Annotated in this window: 14 protein-coding genes and 1 tRNA gene; 11 read left to right on the forward strand and 4 right to left on the reverse strand. The window is 61.7% G+C overall.

What is annotated here, in order from left to right; all coding sequences use genetic code 11:
- Positions 1–108: 108 nt before the first annotated feature.
- The gene (locus IB241_RS10975) at positions 109–1770 is read right to left on the reverse strand and encodes an OFA family MFS transporter (protein WP_192298414.1); all 1662 of its coding nucleotides are present in this window, start codon (positions 1768–1770) and stop codon (positions 109–111) included.
- Positions 1771–2096: 326 nt separating this feature from the next.
- On the opposite strand from IB241_RS10975, the gene IB241_RS10980 reads away from it, so the two are divergent.
- The 4 genes from IB241_RS10980 to IB241_RS10995 all read left to right on the forward strand — a co-directional run bounded on the left by IB241_RS10980 (position 2097) and on the right by IB241_RS10995 (position 5831).
- Positions 2097–4319: an AsmA family protein gene (locus IB241_RS10980; RefSeq protein ID WP_192298415.1), complete on the forward strand. Its 2223-nt coding sequence runs from the start codon at positions 2097–2099 to the stop codon at positions 4317–4319.
- Positions 4316–5383 (forward strand): A/G-specific adenine glycosylase, encoded by a 1068-nt coding sequence (gene mutY / locus IB241_RS10985; RefSeq protein ID WP_192298416.1) that lies wholly within the window; start codon positions 4316–4318, stop codon positions 5381–5383. Before IB241_RS10980 ends, mutY begins: the two co-directional genes overlap by 4 nt.
- Positions 5380–5652, forward strand: a complete 273-nt coding sequence (locus IB241_RS10990; protein WP_192298417.1) for an oxidative damage protection protein — start codon at positions 5380–5382, stop codon at positions 5650–5652. The genes mutY and IB241_RS10990 overlap by 4 nt, the downstream gene beginning before the upstream one ends.
- 103 nt (positions 5653–5755) lie before the next feature.
- A tRNA-Phe gene (locus tag IB241_RS10995) sits at positions 5756–5831 on the forward strand.
- A gap of 132 nt (positions 5832–5963) precedes the next feature.
- On the opposite strand, the gene IB241_RS11000 is transcribed toward IB241_RS10995, so the two are convergent.
- Together IB241_RS11000 and IB241_RS11005 are read right to left on the reverse strand one after the other, a co-directional pair.
- Complete coding sequence (locus IB241_RS11000; protein WP_192298418.1) at positions 5964–7562, reverse strand: ArnT family glycosyltransferase; 1599 nt, start codon at positions 7560–7562, stop codon at positions 5964–5966.
- Between the two features lie 77 nt (positions 7563–7639).
- Positions 7640–8605, reverse strand: a complete 966-nt coding sequence (locus IB241_RS11005; protein WP_192298419.1) for an arsenic resistance protein — start codon at positions 8603–8605, stop codon at positions 7640–7642.
- A 302-nt stretch (positions 8606–8907) separates the two neighbouring features.
- Here IB241_RS11005 and IB241_RS11010 point away from each other — a divergent pair, with 302 nt between their 5' ends.
- Positions 8908–9873: an alpha/beta fold hydrolase gene (locus IB241_RS11010; protein WP_192298420.1), complete on the forward strand. Its 966-nt coding sequence runs from the start codon at positions 8908–8910 to the stop codon at positions 9871–9873.
- A gap of 19 nt (positions 9874–9892) precedes the next feature.
- Positions 9893–10306, forward strand: coding sequence for a hypothetical protein (locus IB241_RS11015; RefSeq protein ID WP_192298421.1), 414 nt, complete (start codon positions 9893–9895; stop codon positions 10304–10306).
- A gap of 140 nt (positions 10307–10446) precedes the next feature.
- Here the strand turns inward: IB241_RS11015 and gabP are convergent, their stop codons facing one another.
- Entirely contained in the window at positions 10447–11838 is a 1392-nt protein-coding gene (gene gabP, locus IB241_RS11020; RefSeq protein WP_192298422.1) for a GABA permease, read from the reverse strand.
- Positions 11839–12391: 553 nt separating this feature from the next.
- Here gabP and IB241_RS11025 point away from each other — a divergent pair.
- From IB241_RS11025 to IB241_RS11045, 5 genes are all read left to right on the forward strand, one after another.
- Complete coding sequence (locus IB241_RS11025; RefSeq protein WP_010213906.1) at positions 12392–13165, forward strand: ABC transporter ATP-binding protein; 774 nt, start codon at positions 12392–12394, stop codon at positions 13163–13165.
- Between the two features lie 13 nt (positions 13166–13178).
- Positions 13179–13931: an ABC transporter substrate-binding protein gene (locus IB241_RS11030; RefSeq protein WP_192298423.1), complete on the forward strand. Its 753-nt coding sequence runs from the start codon at positions 13179–13181 to the stop codon at positions 13929–13931.
- Positions 13932–14003: 72 nt separating this feature from the next.
- Entirely contained in the window at positions 14004–14699 is a 696-nt protein-coding gene (locus IB241_RS11035) for an ABC transporter permease (RefSeq protein WP_053253867.1), read from the forward strand.
- 38 nt (positions 14700–14737) lie between these two features.
- A complete protein-coding gene (locus IB241_RS11040) occupies positions 14738–15427 on the forward strand; it encodes an ABC transporter permease (RefSeq protein WP_025999969.1) in 690 nt (229 codons plus the stop codon).
- Positions 15408–16595 (forward strand): methyltransferase, encoded by a 1188-nt coding sequence (locus tag IB241_RS11045; protein WP_192298424.1) that lies wholly within the window; start codon positions 15408–15410, stop codon positions 16593–16595. The genes IB241_RS11040 and IB241_RS11045 overlap by 20 nt, the downstream gene beginning before the upstream one ends.
- Positions 16596–16645 lie beyond the last annotated feature (50 nt).

Raw genomic sequence — 16645 nt, forward strand, 5'->3', positions numbered from 1 at the left:
ATACAACTGTGGGAGCTGGCTTGCCTGCGATGCGGGCACCTCGGTCACTCAGACAGACCGAGGTGATGCTATCGCGGGCGAGCCCTCTCCCACAGGGTTTTTGCGGTATTAGTGGAACAGTACCGCCGTCTTCTGCAGGGTCACCCACACACCCCACGCCAACGGAATACCGACGACCAGCCACGCGGCAATCGCCAATGGCACGGTGCCGGGCGCTGCTTTCCATTCCAGGGAAGTGGTGGCGTCCGCGCCTTTGTCATGCCCCAGCGCCTGCTCGGCCGCCAGTTCGGCGTCGGTCATGAAGTACTTGTCCGCCACCGGGCGGACCAGCATGTTGCAGACAAACCCCAGCACCAGCAGGCCGGCGAGGATATACAAGGTGATGTCGTAGGCCGCGGCACGTTCAACGCCGATGCTCAGTTGATATTCACGCAGGTAGTTCACCAGCACCGGGCCCAATACGCCCGCCGCAGCCCATGCGGTCAGCAGGCGACCGTGGATCGCGCCGACCATCTGCGTACCGAACAAGTCGGCCAGGTAAGCCGGAACCGTCGCAAAGCCACCGCCGTACATCGACAGGATGATGCAGAACGCCGCCACAAACAGCGCCACGTTGCCCAGGTGCCCCAGGTTCGGGATCAGCGCGTACAGGGCAAAGCCCAGGGCGAAAAACACGAAGTAGGTATTTTTACGGCCCAGGTAGTCGGAGAACGACGCCCAGAAGAACCGGCCACCGATGTTGAACAAGCTCAACAGCCCGGTGAAGCCCGCCGCGATGGCGGCGATGGACGCCAGTTGACCCGCATCCAGCTGGCCGAACGGCACATCCACGCCCAGCAATTTGCCGCCGAACACTTCCTGCAGCAGTGGCGAAGCCATGCCGAGGATACCGATACCGGCGGACACGTTCAGGCACAGCACCAGCCACACCAGACGGAATTGCGGGGTCTTCCACGCCACATTCACGTGCACGTGACGGTGGGTGATCATCGCATTGCTGGCTTTTTTCGCCGGCGCGGTCCAGCCCTCAGGCTTCCAGCCGGTCGGCGGTACGCGGTAGGACAAGGCACCGCCGATCATGAACACGAAATAAATCGCCGCCATCACCAGGAAGCTCTGCCATACCCCCACGCTGTCGGGCGTGGCGAAGTGGCCCATCAAGGCTGCCGCCAACGGGGCGCCCACCATCGCGCCGCCGCCGAAGCCCATGATCGCCATGCCGGTCGCCATGCCGCGCTTGTCCGGGAACCACTTGATCAGGGTCGACACGGGCGAGATGTAACCCAGGCCCAGGCCAATGCCGCCAATCACGCCGGAACCGATCCACATCAGCCAGATCTGGTGGGTGTAGATACCCAACGCCGAGATCAGCAGGCCGCCACACCAGCACAGCGCCGATACGACACCGGCCTTGCGAGGCCCGGCATGTTCCAGCCAGCCGCCCCAGATCGCTGCCGAGCAGCCCAGGAAAATGAAGAACAGGGTGTAGATCCAGCCCAGCATGGAAATGGGCCAGTCGCATTGGGACGAGAAGACTTGGGTGATAAAGCTCATGTCCGGCGCGCAGGCCAACGGCTTGGTGATCCCCAGCGCCTTCGACAACGGCAGCCAGAACACCGAAAAACCGTAGGCCATGCCGATGCACAGGTGGATAGCCAGCGCGGCCGGCGGGACCAGCCAGCGGTTGAAGCCCGGCTTGGCGATGATGCGTTCCTTGGACAGGAACGCAGGCTGTGCGGCAGTTAAAGCTGCCGCAGTGCTTGTGCTCATTGGTGTTTCCCCCAGTTGTTAGTATGTGTTCGTCAGGCGCTCTCTCCCTCGGCCTTGCACGCAAAGCGTTGGCCGTTGTTTTGAGTCAAGCTCCATTTGATGCGCGACGTTGTGTCGCAGAAGGCAGACGAACCCGCGCAGATTAGCACCTGTGAATGCCAGAAAAACCAAACTGACATCACCTTTTTCGGGTTATCTGTTTTATTTGACGCCAAAATCCCGTTTTGCTGGGCGTGGATACAATGTAACGATCGGCGAACTGACGTACGGTTACCGGCGGTATACTCTTCGGCTAAATTTTAATCTCGACATACAAGGACTCGCCCATGAAAGCGTTCGGCAAAATCCTGGGTCTGGTACTTCTCGGGCTGTTGCTGATCATTGTGGCGCTGGGCTTTGCCCTGACCCACCTCTTCGATCCCAACGACTATAAAGACGAGATCCGCCAGATTGCCCGCGACAAGGCCCACATCGAGCTGACGCTCAATGGCGACATCGGCTGGAGCCTGTTCCCCTGGCTCGGCCTTGAGCTGCACGAAGCCAGCGTGGCGACCCTGACCACTCCGACACAACCGTTCGCCGACCTGCAAATGCTCGGCCTGTCGGTGCGCGTGCTGCCGCTGCTGCGCCGCGAAGTGCAGATGAGCGATGTGCGCGTCGAAGGCCTGAACCTGCGCCTCAACCGCGACAAGCAGGGCCACGGCAACTGGGAAGACATCGGCAAGACCGCACCGGTCGCCAGCACCGAAGCGCCTGCCACTGCGCCCGCGCCTGCCGAGCCGGCGCCCGAGGCCAAGCCGGAGAAGCCGCCGCAGCCGATCCGCCTGGACATCGACAGCCTGACCATCAACAACGCCCGCGTGGAATACAACGACGAGCAGACCGGCAAGCAATTCAGTGCTGAAAGTATCCAGCTGAGCGCCGGTGCGATTCACGATGGCGCGAGCATTCCGGTGAAGCTCACCGCATTCTTCGGCAGCAACCAGCCAGTGATGCGCGTCAAGACCGAGCTCAATGGCAACCTGCGCATCCAACGTGCGCTCAAGCGCTACCAGTTCGAAGACATGCGCCTGAGCGGCGAGGCCACCGGCGAGCCGCTGCAAGGCAAGACCGTGACGTTCTCCACCCAAGGGCAGATTTTGGTGGACTTGGCGGCGAACATCGCCGAATGGACCAACTTGAAACTGTCGGCCAACCAACTGCGCGCCCTGGGCGAGCTGAAGGTCAACGACCTGGACAAGACGGCCCAACTGAACGGCGCCCTGTCCATCGCCCAATTTGACCTGGCCAAGTTCCTCGACAGCGTGGGCAACCCATTGCCAGCGATGGCCGAGGGCAGCCTGAGCAAGGTCGAGCTGGTCAGCCGCCTGGCGGGTACGCCCACCAGCGTGGTCCTCGACGACCTGAACCTGAAGGTCGATGGCAGCACCTTCACCGGGCGCATTGCCGTGGATGACTTCGCCAGGCAATCGCTGCGGGTCCAGCTCAAGGGCGATACGTTCAACGTCGACAATTACCTGCCGGCCAAGTCCGAAGCCGCCAAAGGCGCAACCGCCGCACGCCAGGCCGAAGTGCAGAACAGCGAAGCCGGGGCCATGGCCGCCGGTGGCACCACGCCGCTGCCGGACGCGCCCACCAAAGGCGCCTGGAGCACCGACAAGCTGCTGCCCGTGGCACGCCTGCGCGCGCTGGACGTGAATGCCGACCTGGCCTTCGGCCAATTGACCTTGAGCAAGCTGCCGATCCAGAACGCGGTGCTCAAAGCCTCCGGCATCGACGGTCAACTCAAGCTCAGCACCCTGAGCGGCAGCCTCTACAACGGCTCTTTCCAGGCAACCGGCAACCTTGACGTGCGCCAGGATATTCCTGTGTTGGCGCTGCAAAGCCAGATCAGGCAAGTGCCGGTCGAGCGCATCCTGCAAGCCCAGGGGCAAACGCCGCCGGTGAAGGGCCAGGTCACCCTCGACAGCAACCTCAGCGGCCGCGGCAACAGCCAGAAAGCCCTGATCGACAGCCTCAACGGCACCGCCAGCTTTGTGATCAACAACGGCGTGCTGCTCAACGCCAACCTCGAACAACAGCTATGCACCGGCATCGCCCTGCTCAACCGCAAGACCCTGAGCAGCGCACCGCAAGGCAAGGACACGCCGTTCCAGGAACTGCGTGGCAACCTGACCTTGCGCAACGGCGTCGCCAGCAACCCGGACCTGAAAGTGCGCATCCCGGGCCTGACGGTCAACGGCAACGGCGACATCGACCTGCGTGTGCTGGGCATGGACTACCGCGTGGGCATCCTCGTCGAAGGCGACCAGCGCGAAGTGCCGGACCCGGCCTGCCAGGTGGGCGCCAACTTCCAGGGGATCGAAGTGCCGCTGCGCTGCCGTGGCCCGCTGGAACTCGGCGCCAAGGCTTGCCGCCTGGACAAGGACGGCCTCGGCCAGGTCGCTATCAAAGCCGCCGGCAACAAGCTCAGCGACAAACTTGAAGAGAAGCTCGACAAGGTCAACCCGCAGCTCAAAGACGCGCTCAAAGGTCTGTTCAAACGATGAGAAACGAGCAGTTTTCAACGGCGGTGCTGGATTGGTACGACCGCCACGGTCGCCACGACCTGCCCTGGCAACAGGGCATCACGCCTTATCGGGTGTGGGTCTCGGAGATCATGCTGCAACAGACCCAGGTCAGCACCGTGCTGAATTATTTCGACCGTTTCATGGCCTCGCTGCCGACGGTCGAAGCCCTGGCCGCCGCACCGGAAGACGAGGTGCTGCATTTGTGGACCGGCCTGGGCTACTACACCCGCGCACGCAACCTGCAAAAGACCGCAAAGATTGTGGTGGCCGACTATGGCGGCGAGTTTCCCCGGGACGTGGAAAAACTCACTGAGCTGCCGGGCATCGGCCTGTCTACCGCCGGCGCAATCGCGAGCCTGAGCATGGGCCTGCGCGCACCGATCCTCGACGGCAACGTCAAGCGCGTGCTGGCACGCTTTACCGCGCAAGAGGGCTACCCGGGCGAACCCAAGGTCGCCAAGCAGCTGTGGGCCACGGCAGAGCGTTTCACCCCCCATGATCGCGTCAACGCCTACACCCAGGCGATGATGGACATGGGCGCCACCCTCTGCACCCGCAGCAAACCCAGCTGCCTGCTGTGCCCGCTGGAAAAAGGCTGCGAAGCCCACATGCTCGGCCTGGAGACCCGCTACCCGATCCCCAAGCCGCGCAAGACCATCCCGCAAAAGCGCACGCTGATGCCGATGCTGGCGAACGCCGAGGGCGCGATCCTGCTTTACCGCCGCCCATCGACGGGGCTCTGGGGTGGGCTGTGGAGCTTGCCGGAACTGGACGACCTGCAAGACCTGGAACACCTCGCCCACCAGCACGCGCTCGAACTGGGCAAGCAACAGGAACTGCCGGGGCTGGTCCACACCTTCAGCCATTTCCAGCTGGCCATCGAACCCTGGCTGGTGCGGGTCGAGGAATCCGCCCATCACGTGGCCGAGGCCGACTGGCTCTGGTATAACCTCGCCACCCCGCCGCGCCTGGGCCTTGCCGCCCCGGTCAAGAAACTGCTGAAGCGCGCGGCCGATGTTTTGAATGCAGGAGTGTCGTCATGACCCGCACCGTAATGTGCCGCAAGTACAAAGAAGAACTGCCAGGCCTGGAACGCCCTCCGTACCCAGGCGCCAAGGGCCAGGACATTTACGAGCATGTCTCTGCCAACGCCTGGGGCGACTGGTTGAAACACCAGACCCTGCTGATCAACGAAAAACGCCTGAACATGATGAACGCCGAAGACCGCAAGTACCTGGCAGGCGAGATGGACAAGTTCTTTTCCGGCGAGGATTACGCCAAGGCCGACGGCTACGTGCCACCTGCTCAATAATTGATCAAAAACCGGGGTCGGCACGTAAGCGACGGTAATAATTAAATATTTTTTGAAAACTTGCTTGACGACCCCCTGAAAAACCCGTTTAATGCGCCCCGTTGCCCAGATAGCTCAGTCGGTAGAGCAGGGGATTGAAAATCCCCGTGTCGGCGGTTCGATTCCGTCTCTGGGCACCACTAATTAGTTTTAGGTGGTGCGAACATCATCTGAAACACACAAGAAACCCGCCTAGTGCGGGTTTTTTGTTGCCCGGGATTTATTGAGCTGCATCGGAGCAACCTCTGTCGCCCCGAAGCCCGTCATCTCAATCACTCAAGCAAAAACACCATCAACGGATTGTCATTCAACCGCCCGCTGTACACCGGCGCCTGATGTTCCAGCGGCGTTCCCGCCAGCAGCTTGGTTTCCTTGCGTGCCACGATCACCCATGCCGGCTTTGGCAATGCAGCCAACCGCTCGACCTCGCTCCCCGCGACAAACAACGGCTGCTCATCATGATCCAGGTTCATCATGTAGCGCACCGCCCAGGTATCCCGGCCGAGATTGACAAACACCAACGGCCCCGGCTGCTTCATTCGTAGCGCTTCCACCTCGCCAACAAAGGTGCGGGTGTCGAATTGCAGATCCTTGGCCGGACCGATCACGGCCACCAGCAACAGCCATTGCGCCGCCAATGCGATCGCACTGAGCCCCACCAGACGACGCCAGGCGATCACTGCCGCCACTTGCAGGACCAGCAGCGCGCCGATCAACAGCGGCAACGAAACGTCCGGCCAATAACCGTGCTTCTGCCACCCATGCCGACAGACAAAGACTACAACCACGCACAACGCCGGTAGCGCCACGACAAGCCATTCGTAACACCTGCGCACGCCAACGAGCCAGCCTTGCGCCTGGAGCAGCCCATAGGCGGCGACAGCGGCAAACATCGGCACCATGGGCAGGATGTAATAAGCGCGCTTGAAGTGCGGCACCGATAGCCCGAGCAGGATCATCAAGCCGCAGGCGCCCAGGCGCACCACCATCTGCACGTCGTCATTCACAAACCGTTCAGACCAGCGATGGCGCAGCGCGATCAACGTTGCCAGCGCCAGCGGCACCACCGGGAAGTAGCGGTACACACTCAACTGGAAGTAGAAGTAGAACGGCTCGCCACTTTCATCGAGGCGCCCGCCGACCTGCATCTTGAACACTTCGTCGGCAAAGGCATCGCCACCGCTGATCCGCGCCAGCTTCACCAACAGCCACCAGCACGCCGCCAACAGCAGCACGCCAACCACACCATGGATCAGCACCTGCCTGACCCGCTGCCCGGGGCGGCTCAACGCCCAGTACACGCACACCACGCCACAGACTTCGATCAACCCCAGCGGCCCGCGAATCGCAAAGCCGAGGACGAACAACGGGAACACGGCGAGTTGGCGCCAGCGCGATCCCAAGCGCTCCCCCGTGTGCAACAGGTAGAAACTGCCGACACAGAGCAGCGACACCATCTGATCCAGGCACACCGAACGCGACTTATCGAGCAACTGCGCAGTGAGCAACGTCAGCAGCACCGTGAGCAGCGCCCATTGCCGGCTCGACGGCACCAGCAGGCGATAGATCAGGGCAACGGTGCCGGCAGACGCGAGGGCGGTGGGCAGGATATTTGCCAGGTGGTTGGGCGCACCAAACAGCCGGGCAAACACAAAGCTGAAGAAGGTCGCGGTGCCGGGATAGTCCGCGTAGGGCTGACCGTAGGTGGTCGGGAAAAAACTCGCGCCGTGGCGAAACATTTCCTGCAGGAACAACGCCCAACGCCCGTCAAAACCCTGAGGCTGCTGATCCCAGATCCCCAGGGTAAACAGCAGAGAGGCGAGCAAGAAAATGCCCAGGGACTCCAGGCGAAAACGGTTGTGGTGATCCATCGGTTGACCTGTCAGGTAAAGAGTGCCGACTTATGGTGCCGGCCACCCTGCTGAATAGCGCCTGAACAGACTCACATTTACCGACGCACGGGCCATACCAACGCCGGGATCAGACGCACATAGATCAATTCACCGACCAACTCGATCAGGGTTTGCAGGATCACCGCCGTCGCCGCCAACCCGCGTACACCCTCGGGCAGGGCCAGCGCCAAGGGCAGCACCACCAACGAGTTGCGTGTCGATGCGCTGAACGTCACCGCACGCGCCGTCAACGCCGGCAACGCACAGACACGCGCCGCCAAAGCGCCCATCAGCGGCGCCAGCAACAGGAAGCCCAGGTAGACCGGAATCACCGGCAGCAACAGGCTGAAATCACGCACCACCGCAGTGATCTGCGAGGCGATCACCACAAACAACACCAGTGCCATGGCCGGCACCGGCAACCAGGCCCAGGCGTTGTTCCACGCGCTGATAACGGTCGAGCTGCGCGCCAGCGCCGTGGTGCCCACCGCCAACACCATCGGCACCACAATCAACATCAGGAACGCCTCGACAAAAGGCCCCGCCTCGACCACCACCCCAGGCTGCGGCCCCAGCATCAACCCCAGGTACACCGGCAACAGCGCCAACTGCACCAGCAGCAACACCGGCGTCGCCGCCAGCATCAGCCGCGAGTCGCCCTTACCCATATGGGTAAACACCACCACGTAATCGATGCACGGCGTCAGCAACACCAGCAACGCACCCAGCAATAGCGCCGGGTGCGCGACCAAGCCACGGGTCAATGCCCACACCAGCAACGGCACCAGGATGAAATTGACCAGCAGCAAAGCCGACAGGAAGCGCTTGTTGCCCCAGCCGTGGCGCAACTCCAGAAACGGGATCTGCAAGAACATCGCGTACATCAGCACGGCAATAGCGGGCGTGACCAGTGCGCCCAGGCCATTGGCCGATGAGGGCGCGAGCAGGCCGAAGGTGGCTGCCAGGAGGACCGTGATGAAGTAGAGGGGGATCTGATTGTGTTCGAGGGTGTCTCGGGTCATGAAAGCGCCCTGGCTGATCGCAAAGGCAACAAGCTTATGGATCTATTGGCAAAACGGTCGTAGCTGGCAGCCTGCTCTTCTGTTTCAAACTCTGAAACGATGGGAGAAAGTGGGATGCTCATAGAGACCTCCAAAGTGGGTGCCTGCCAGTCTAATCGGTCCATGATCGGGTGTCGTTCCTCTCGGATATATGGCTCTATCAGTGAGCGCCGAGATTAGTGGGGCCGCCGAATGGCACACACGTACTGGCAAACTGGCCAACTGTTACTAAAAAAATAAAAACCGACATAGGCAGAAAACCAATGAACTTGAATGACGCCTCTTCGCGAATACCACTCGCAACACGCAACCCAGGGCAAAGCACGCCCTTCAAGGAACCCGCTGCCGACAACCACCTCATCGGCGGCTTCACCTGGCGCCACCTGCGCACCGACTTCGACCGCCCCGTCGTCATCATCAACGCCGCCACATCCCTGCGCTGCCGCTATTACTCGCGTTTCGCCGACTACCTGTTTGCCAACGGCCTCGACGTCATCACCTACGACTACCGTGGCATCGGCGAATCCCGCCACGGCTCGCTAAAGGGCTTCAAAGCCTCGTGGTCGGACTGGGGCGTGCTGGATTTCGAAGCGATCTTGCAGCGCGCGCAACGGGAGTTTCCAGGCCAGCCGATCGATGTCGTCGGCCACAGCTTCGGCGGCTGTGCGGCCGGGCTGGGAGCGTCAGGCGCAGTGATCCGGCGGATCGTCACGGTCGGCGCGCAGTTCGCGTACTGGCGCGACTACGCCACGAGCCAGCGCTGGCAGATGTTTGCCAAATGGCATGTAGCAATGCCGCTGATGACCGCGCTGTGCGGATATTTCCCCGGCAAGCGCCTGGGCTGGATGGAGGACACGCCGGCGGGCGTGGTACGCGACTGGAGCACCCCGACACCCAACTATGAAACACGCCCCAGCGGGCGGGGCTTGCGTGAACTGCCCTTCAGCCAGGTACAAGCGCAGATACTGGCCATCAGCATCACCGATGACCCATTTGGGACCGTAGCAGCCATCGAGCGGTTACTGGGTTACTTCGACAACAGCGAACGCACCCACCTACGGCTTGCGCCTGAAGACATCGGTGAGAAGAGGGTCGGGCATTTCGCTTTTTTCCGCAGCGAGTATCAGGACCGCCTGTGGCCGATTGCATTGGCCTGGCTGCAAAACGGCCAATTGGCGACGGATACCCTTGGGATTTCCCACAACCTGCGCTTCAATAGCCCACTCTGAACCCTAGGACGCTACACCCATGCCCTCGCCAAACAAGCAGCAAAAACGCGCCCAACGAGCAAAGGCCAAGGCCAAGCAAAACCGCTCCCAGCGCGCCGGCGCGAGCAAACCGGACGCCTTTGCCGGCGATGACAGTCGCATTGACCTTGAATCGGTGGACTTGACCGAGTTGTTCGTAGAAATGCGCACCGCCAGCGAGATCAACCAGCAGGCATTGTGCGCCGCGTTCCTATCGCACCCGCTGCTGGCGGTCGTGCTGGAACAGGAAGGCGAAGAAGAAGCCACCGACTTTATCCTCGCGGCACTGATCGAATATCGCCAATGGGCCACAGATAGCGATGATGAAGCGGCTGCGTTGGCGTGGATCGAATCGCCACAGTTCCAGGCGGATTACGTGGCGGCCTCCCAGGTACTGGCCAACTCAGCAGACTGACGTAAAACCAAATGTGGGAGCGGGCTTGCCCGCGAATGCGGTGTATCAGCCACACATTCAGTGCCTGACACCCTGCTTTCGCGGGCAAGCCCGCTCCCACATTTGAACTGCGGCGCAATCAAGCGCCGCACTCGATCACATCAATTGAGTACCGCAACACCCACTTTCTGCGCCTTGCGACGGCTCGATACCATCAACCCCGCCGCCACCACCAGCAAGCTCAACACGCCAGTCGCAATGATCTCGACCCGGTGCGCTTCCTGGAACAGCATGATGGTCAACGTACCGACGATGAACACCATCACCGCGTAGGTCAGGCCCGGGAACAGCCACATCTTGAAGACAATCTTCTCACCCGCCGCCGTACGCTTCTGGCGCATGCGCAATTGCGACACCGCGATCACCAGGTACACCAGCAGCGCGATCGCGCCGGAGCTGGCCAGCAGGAATTCGAACACCGCCGCCGGAGCGACATAGTTGGCAAACACCGCCAGGAACGCAGCGCCGGTAGACAGCATTACCGCCCAGTAAGGCGTGCCGCTGCTGTTGGTGCGCTTGGCCACGGCCGGTGCATCACCGCGACGGCCCAGGGAGAACAGCATGCGCGACGCGGTATACAGGGCCGAGTTCAGGCAGCTGGTCACGGCAACCAGGACCACGATGTCAACGATCATCTTGGCGTTCGGGATGCCCATGCGTTCCAGCACGGTCTGGTAGGAACCTACGGCAGCCAGGGTCGGATCGTTCCATGGCACCAGGGACACCACGATGAAGATCGACAGCAGGTAGAACAAACCAATCCGCCAGATCACCGAGTTGGTGGCCTTGGTGATTTGCTGGCCAGGGTTCTTCGATTCAGCGGCAGCGATGGTAACGATCTCGGTACCCATGAAGGAGAACATGGTGGTCAGGATCGCGGCCAATACCGCGCCCATGCCGTTAGGCATGAAGCCTTGGGTGTCGAACAGGTGCGAAACACCGCTGACCTGACTGGTCGGCAGGAAGCCAAAAATTGCCGCCAGGCCGAGGATCACGAAGCCCACGATCGCGACCACTTTGATCAGCGCAAACCAGAACTCGAACTCGCCGTAGTTCTTCACGCTGAACAGGTTGGTCGCCGTCAGCAGCAAGGTGATGACCAAGGTAAAGGCCCAGATCGCAATGTCCGGGAACCAGGCATGCAGGATGGTCGCGGCGGCGTTGGCTTCCAGTGGAATCACCAGCACCCAGAACCACCAGTACAGCCAACCGATGGTGAAACCGGCCCAGTGGCCGATGGCGCGGTCGGCGTAAGTCGAGAACGAACCGGTGTCCGGCGACGCCACGGCCATTTCGGCCAGCATGCGCATCACCAATACCACCAGCGTACCGGCGGCGGCATAAGCCAGCAGCACAGCAGGGCCGGCGGCAGCAATCGCGTGGCCGGAGCCAACAAACAAACCGGCACCAATAACGCCGGCAATCGACAGCATGGTGACGTGACGCGGTTTGAGCCCCTGTTCGAGGTCATTGGAGCTTTGCGTACTACTCATTGACACACCTTTGCGAGGAATTGCGAAAACGGTTCGCCCGGCCTGTGCTCTTTCTCGTGAAAAGAAACCAACAGGGCGTTCTTTATTTTTTACGCAATATTTGCGCCAAAATGTTACAAACCCGCAATTGACGCGGGCTGTAGGACAATTCAACAGCCGTCGCAACTCATTGAGAACACTGAGATTCCGCTATAGCGTTACCGTGCGACTCACTTTTAAACGAACGCGCGCACCAAAAACACACACAAAAAGTACGTGACGCTCCATAACAGGGCTGATAAGCACCGTTTGCCCGATTGACCCTTCCAACACCCGGCCAAAGCTGGCACCATCGCGCCCTTTTTTACGCGAAGCCTGCGGGTTTTCCGGTTCAAACGGCTGTTCGGTTGTAGATGGCGCGACACGCCGCTGTGCCGATGCGACACCCTGCCGCACACAGCCCGTCAACCGTCCGCAGCGTTGTTGGCTGCCATCCAGACGCTATGCTAGCTTGGCGCCTCGCCAGGAAGGCGGCCCAACAGCAAGCACGCAACGAACACAATGAGGACCGCACATGGCCGAGGCCACGCCCGCGCTTGAAATCCGCAACTTGCATAAACGCTATGGTGAGCTGGAGGTACTCAAAGGTATCTCGCTGACCGCTCGCGACGGCGACGTGATCTCGATCCTGGGTTCCTCCGGTTCCGGCAAGTCCACCTTCCTGCGCTGCATCAACCTGCTGGAAAACCCGCACCAGGGCCAGATCCTGGTGGCCGGCGAAGAGCTCAAGCTCAAGGCCGCAAAAAACGGCGAGCTGATGGCCGCCGACGGCAAGCAGATCAACCGCCTGCGCAGCGAAATCGGTTTTGTGTTTCAAAACTTTAACCTGTGGCCGCACATGAGCATCCTCGACAACATCATCGAGGCCCCTCGCCGTGTGCTCGGCCAGAGCAAAGCCGAAGCCATCGAAGTGGCCGAAGCGCTGCTGGCCAAGGTCGGCATCGCCGACAAACGCCACGCCTACCCCGCGCAACTGTCCGGCGGCCAGCAACAACGGGCGGCCATCGCGCGCACCCTGGCGATGCAGCCTAAAGTCATCCTGTTCGACGAGCCCACATCCGCCCTTGACCCGGAAATGGTCCAGGAAGTACTTAATGTGATCCGCGCGCTGGCCGAGGAAGGCCGCACCATGCTGCTGGTCACCCATGAAATGGGCTTCGCCCGCCAGGTGTCCAGTGAAGTGGTGTTCCTGCACCAGGGGCTGGTCGAGGAGCAAGGATCGCCACAGCAGGTGTTTGAAAACCCGCTTTCGGCGCGCTGCAAACAATTCATGTCCAGCAACCGCTAACGGAGCAACATGCATGCAGAACTATAAAAAATTCCTTCTGGCCGCCGCCGTCTCGATGGCGTTCAGCGCCACGGCCATGGCAGAAACCTTGAAGATGGGGATCGAAGCGGCCTACCCGCCCTTCAACAATAAAGACGCCAGCGGCAACGTCGTCGGCTTCGACAAAGACATCGGCGACGCCCTGTGCGCCAAGATGAAAGTCGAGAAGTGTGAAGTGTACGTGTCCGACTGGGACGGCATCATCCCGGCCCTGAACGCCAAGAAGTTCGACTTCCTGGTGTCCTCGCTGTCCATCACCGATGAGCGCAAGCAGGCCGTCGACTTCACCGACCCGTACTACTCCAACAAGCTGCAGTTCATCGCGCCGAAAGCCACCAAAGACTTCAAGACCGACGCCGGTTACCTCAAAGGCAAGATCATCGGTGCACAACGCGCGACCCTGGCCGGTACGTACCTGGAAGACGAGCTGCCGGACACCACCTCCAAGCTCTACGACACCCAGGAAAACGCCTACCTCGACCTGATCTCGGGCCGCCTCGACGGCATCCTCGCCGACAAGTACGTGCAGTACGAATGGCTCAAGAGCAAAGACGGTTCCGCCTATGAGTTCAAAGGCGACCCGGTTGTGGAAAGCGACAAGATCGGCATCGCCGTCCGCAAGGGCGACCCACTGCGCGAGCGCCTGAACAAAGCCCTGGCAGAGATCAAGGCCGACGGCAGCTACAAGAAGATCAACGACAAGTACTTCCCTTTCAGCATCGAATGATCTGAACGGTATGCCCGACGCGCTCACCTGAGCGCGTCGGCTTTTAGCAATGCCTTGCGATATGAAAACACCATGAATTTCGATCTCTACGGATTCGGCCCCGCGCTTGCCGCCGGCGCGCTGATGACCGTCAAGCTGGCGCTCACCGCCCTGTGCCTGGGGCTGGTGCTCGGCCTCGCCGGCGCCTTGGCCAAGACGTCCCCGTACAAGCCGCTGCAATGGCTTGGCGGCGCTTACTCGACCATCGTTCGCGGCATTCCCGAACTGTTGTGGGTGCTGCTGATCTATTTCGGCACGGTCAACCTGATGCGTGCCCTCGGCGAGTTCTTCGGCAACCCCGATCTGTCCCTCAGCGCCTTTGCCGCCGGGGTGATCGCCCTGGGCCTGTGCTTTGGCGCCTACGCCACCGAAGTGTTCCGCGGCGCGATCCTCGCCATTCCCAAGGGCCACCGCGAAGCCGGCGTGGCGTTGGGGCTGTCGAAGTTCCGGATTTTCACCCGCCTGATCATGCCGCAGATGTGGCGCATCGCCCTGCCGGGGCTGGGCAACCTGTTCATGATCCTGATGAAGGACACCGCGCTGGTCTCGGTGATCGGCCTTGAAGAAATCATGCGCCACGCGCAGATCGGCGTGACCGTGACCAAGCAGCCATTCACCTTCTTCATGGTCGCGGCCTTCATGTACCTGGGCCTGACCGTACTGGCGATGACCGGTATGCACTTCCTGGAAAAACGCGCCGCCCGCGGCTTTGCAAGGAGCACCCAATGAGCGGCGACTACAGCTGGCTGGCGCATTTCGACCTGGGCCTGAACTGGGCCGTGATCATCAAATGGCTGCCCAAACTGGCCCAGGGCGCAATCCTGACCCTGGAACTGGTGGCCATCGCCGTGATCGCCGGCCTGCTGCTGGCGATCCCGCTGGGCATCGCCCGTTCCTCGCGACGCTGGTACGTCAGCGCCCTGCCCTACGCCTACATTTTCTTCTTCCGTGGCACGCCGCTTCTGGTACAGCTGTTCCTGGTCTACTACGGCCTGGCGCAGTTCGATGCGGTACGCGAGAGCTTCATGTGGCCCTACCTGCGCGATCCGTTCTGGTGTGCCACGGCCACCATGACCCTGCACACCGCCGCCTATATCGCCGAGATCCTGCGCGGTGCGATCCAGGCGATCCCGCCGGGCGAGATCGAAGCGGCACGCGCCCTGGGCATGTCCAAGCCCAAGACGCTGTTCTACATCATCCTGCCGCGCGCCTCGCGCATCGGCCTGCCGGCTTACAGCAACGAAGTAATCCTGATGCTCAAGGCCAGCGCCCTGGCCAGTACCGTGACCTTGCTGGAACTGACCGGCATGGCGCGCACGATCATCGCCCGCACCTACTTGCCGGTAGAGATCTTTTTCGCCGCCGGGCTGTTCTACCTGTTGATGGCCTATATCCTGGTGCGCGGCTTCAAACTGCTGGAACGCTGGCTGCGCGTCGATGCGTGCCAAGGACGTTGAAGCGCGCTTCGCGGCGCTCGATGCATTCCTGATCGAACACCAAGGGCTGTGGCGACCACGGCCCTTCACCCACCGGCAATTACCCTGGGAAGCCGAACACCCCGCGCTCTCCCAGTGGCTGCGCCAACGTTCGCTGGCTGACGCCGAAACCGCCCACAACCAGCCCCACGACCTGCCCGCCCCGGCCCCTTTTCCACAGCTTGCCGCCCAGGCTCTCGCGCTCAGCGCTGTGGATAACTTGCCGAAGGTGCCCCTTGAACCGGCTCGCCCGCGCCTGAATGTCGATGTGCCCGGGCGCAAGTGGCAACAGATCGAAGCCTTCGGTGCGGCCCTGTCATTTGCGGCAACGCCAACGCACTGGCTGGACTGGTGCGCCGGCAAGGGCCACCTCGGCCGCCGCCTGCTGCACACCGGGCAACAATTGACCTGCCTGGAATATGACCCGGCCTTGATCGCCGCCGGCCAAGCCTTGAGCGATCACCACGGCTTGCCCGTGACCCATCGCCTGCAAGACGTGATGGCCGACGTGCCGCTCAGCGCCGTACACACCCCCGTCGCCCTGCACGCTTGCGGCGACCTGCACGTACGCTTGCTGCAAGCCGCCAGCGCGGCTGGCTGCAAGCAACTGGCACTGGCGCCATGCTGCTACAACCGCATCAGCGCAGACCGCTATCAAGCCTTGTCGGGCCCGGGCCGCGCTTCGGCGTTGCAGCTGTCGATCGATGACCTTGGCCTGCCCCTCAGCGAAACCGTGACCGCCGGCGCCCGCGTGCGCCGCCAGCGCGACAGCTCCATGGCGCGGCGCCTGGGCTTCGACCGACTGCAACGTGAACTGCGCGGCTGCGACGACTACCTGCCCACGCCGTCATTGCCCAGCGCCTGGCTGGACAAACCCTTCGCCGACTACTGCCGGGAGCTGGCGACCCTCAAAGGGTTATCCACAGGCGCACAGGATTGGGCGGCACTGGAAGCCCACGGCTGGCAACGCCTGGCCGAGGTCAGGAACCTGGAATTACTGCGTGGTCTGTTTCGGCGCCCGCTGGAGCTGTGGCTGGTGCTGGATCGGGCACTGTTTCTCATCGAAAACCGCTACCGGGTTGAAGTAGGCAGTTTCTGCGAACCGGCACTGACGCCGCGCAACTTGATGGTGCTTGCCGAGCGCGATTAAAGGGCAAAATTGTCGCAGCCCAGCCTGTGGATAACTCTGTTGATGAATTC

It is taken from the genome of Pseudomonas sp. PDM05 (assembly GCF_014851685.1).
Lineage (GTDB): Bacteria > Pseudomonadota > Gammaproteobacteria > Pseudomonadales > Pseudomonadaceae > Aquipseudomonas.

Excerpts from the sequence above, each read along its gene's own strand:
- IB241_RS10975 (WP_192298414.1), bottom strand. The coding sequence starts at position 1,770 with ATGAGCACAAGCACTGCGGCAGCTTTAACTGCCGCACAGCCTGCGTTC.
- IB241_RS10980 (WP_192298415.1), top strand. The coding sequence starts at position 2,097 with ATGAAAGCGTTCGGCAAAATCCTGGGTCTGGTACTTCTCGGGCTGTTG.
- mutY (WP_192298416.1), top strand. The coding sequence starts at position 4,316 with ATGAGAAACGAGCAGTTTTCAACGGCGGTGCTGGATTGGTACGACCGC.
- IB241_RS10990 (WP_192298417.1), top strand. The coding sequence starts at position 5,380 with ATGACCCGCACCGTAATGTGCCGCAAGTACAAAGAAGAACTGCCAGGC.
- IB241_RS11000 (WP_192298418.1), bottom strand. The coding sequence starts at position 7,562 with ATGGATCACCACAACCGTTTTCGCCTGGAGTCCCTGGGCATTTTCTTG.
- IB241_RS11005 (WP_192298419.1), bottom strand. The coding sequence starts at position 8,605 with ATGACCCGAGACACCCTCGAACACAATCAGATCCCCCTCTACTTCATC.
- IB241_RS11010 (WP_192298420.1), top strand. The coding sequence starts at position 8,908 with ATGAACTTGAATGACGCCTCTTCGCGAATACCACTCGCAACACGCAAC.
- IB241_RS11015 (WP_192298421.1), top strand. The coding sequence starts at position 9,893 with ATGCCCTCGCCAAACAAGCAGCAAAAACGCGCCCAACGAGCAAAGGCC.
- gabP (WP_192298422.1), bottom strand. The coding sequence starts at position 11,838 with ATGAGTAGTACGCAAAGCTCCAATGACCTCGAACAGGGGCTCAAACCG.
- IB241_RS11025 (WP_010213906.1), top strand. The coding sequence starts at position 12,392 with ATGGCCGAGGCCACGCCCGCGCTTGAAATCCGCAACTTGCATAAACGC.
- IB241_RS11030 (WP_192298423.1), top strand. The coding sequence starts at position 13,179 with ATGCAGAACTATAAAAAATTCCTTCTGGCCGCCGCCGTCTCGATGGCG.
- IB241_RS11035 (WP_053253867.1), top strand. The coding sequence starts at position 14,004 with ATGAATTTCGATCTCTACGGATTCGGCCCCGCGCTTGCCGCCGGCGCG.
- IB241_RS11045 (WP_192298424.1), top strand. The coding sequence starts at position 15,408 with ATGCGTGCCAAGGACGTTGAAGCGCGCTTCGCGGCGCTCGATGCATTC.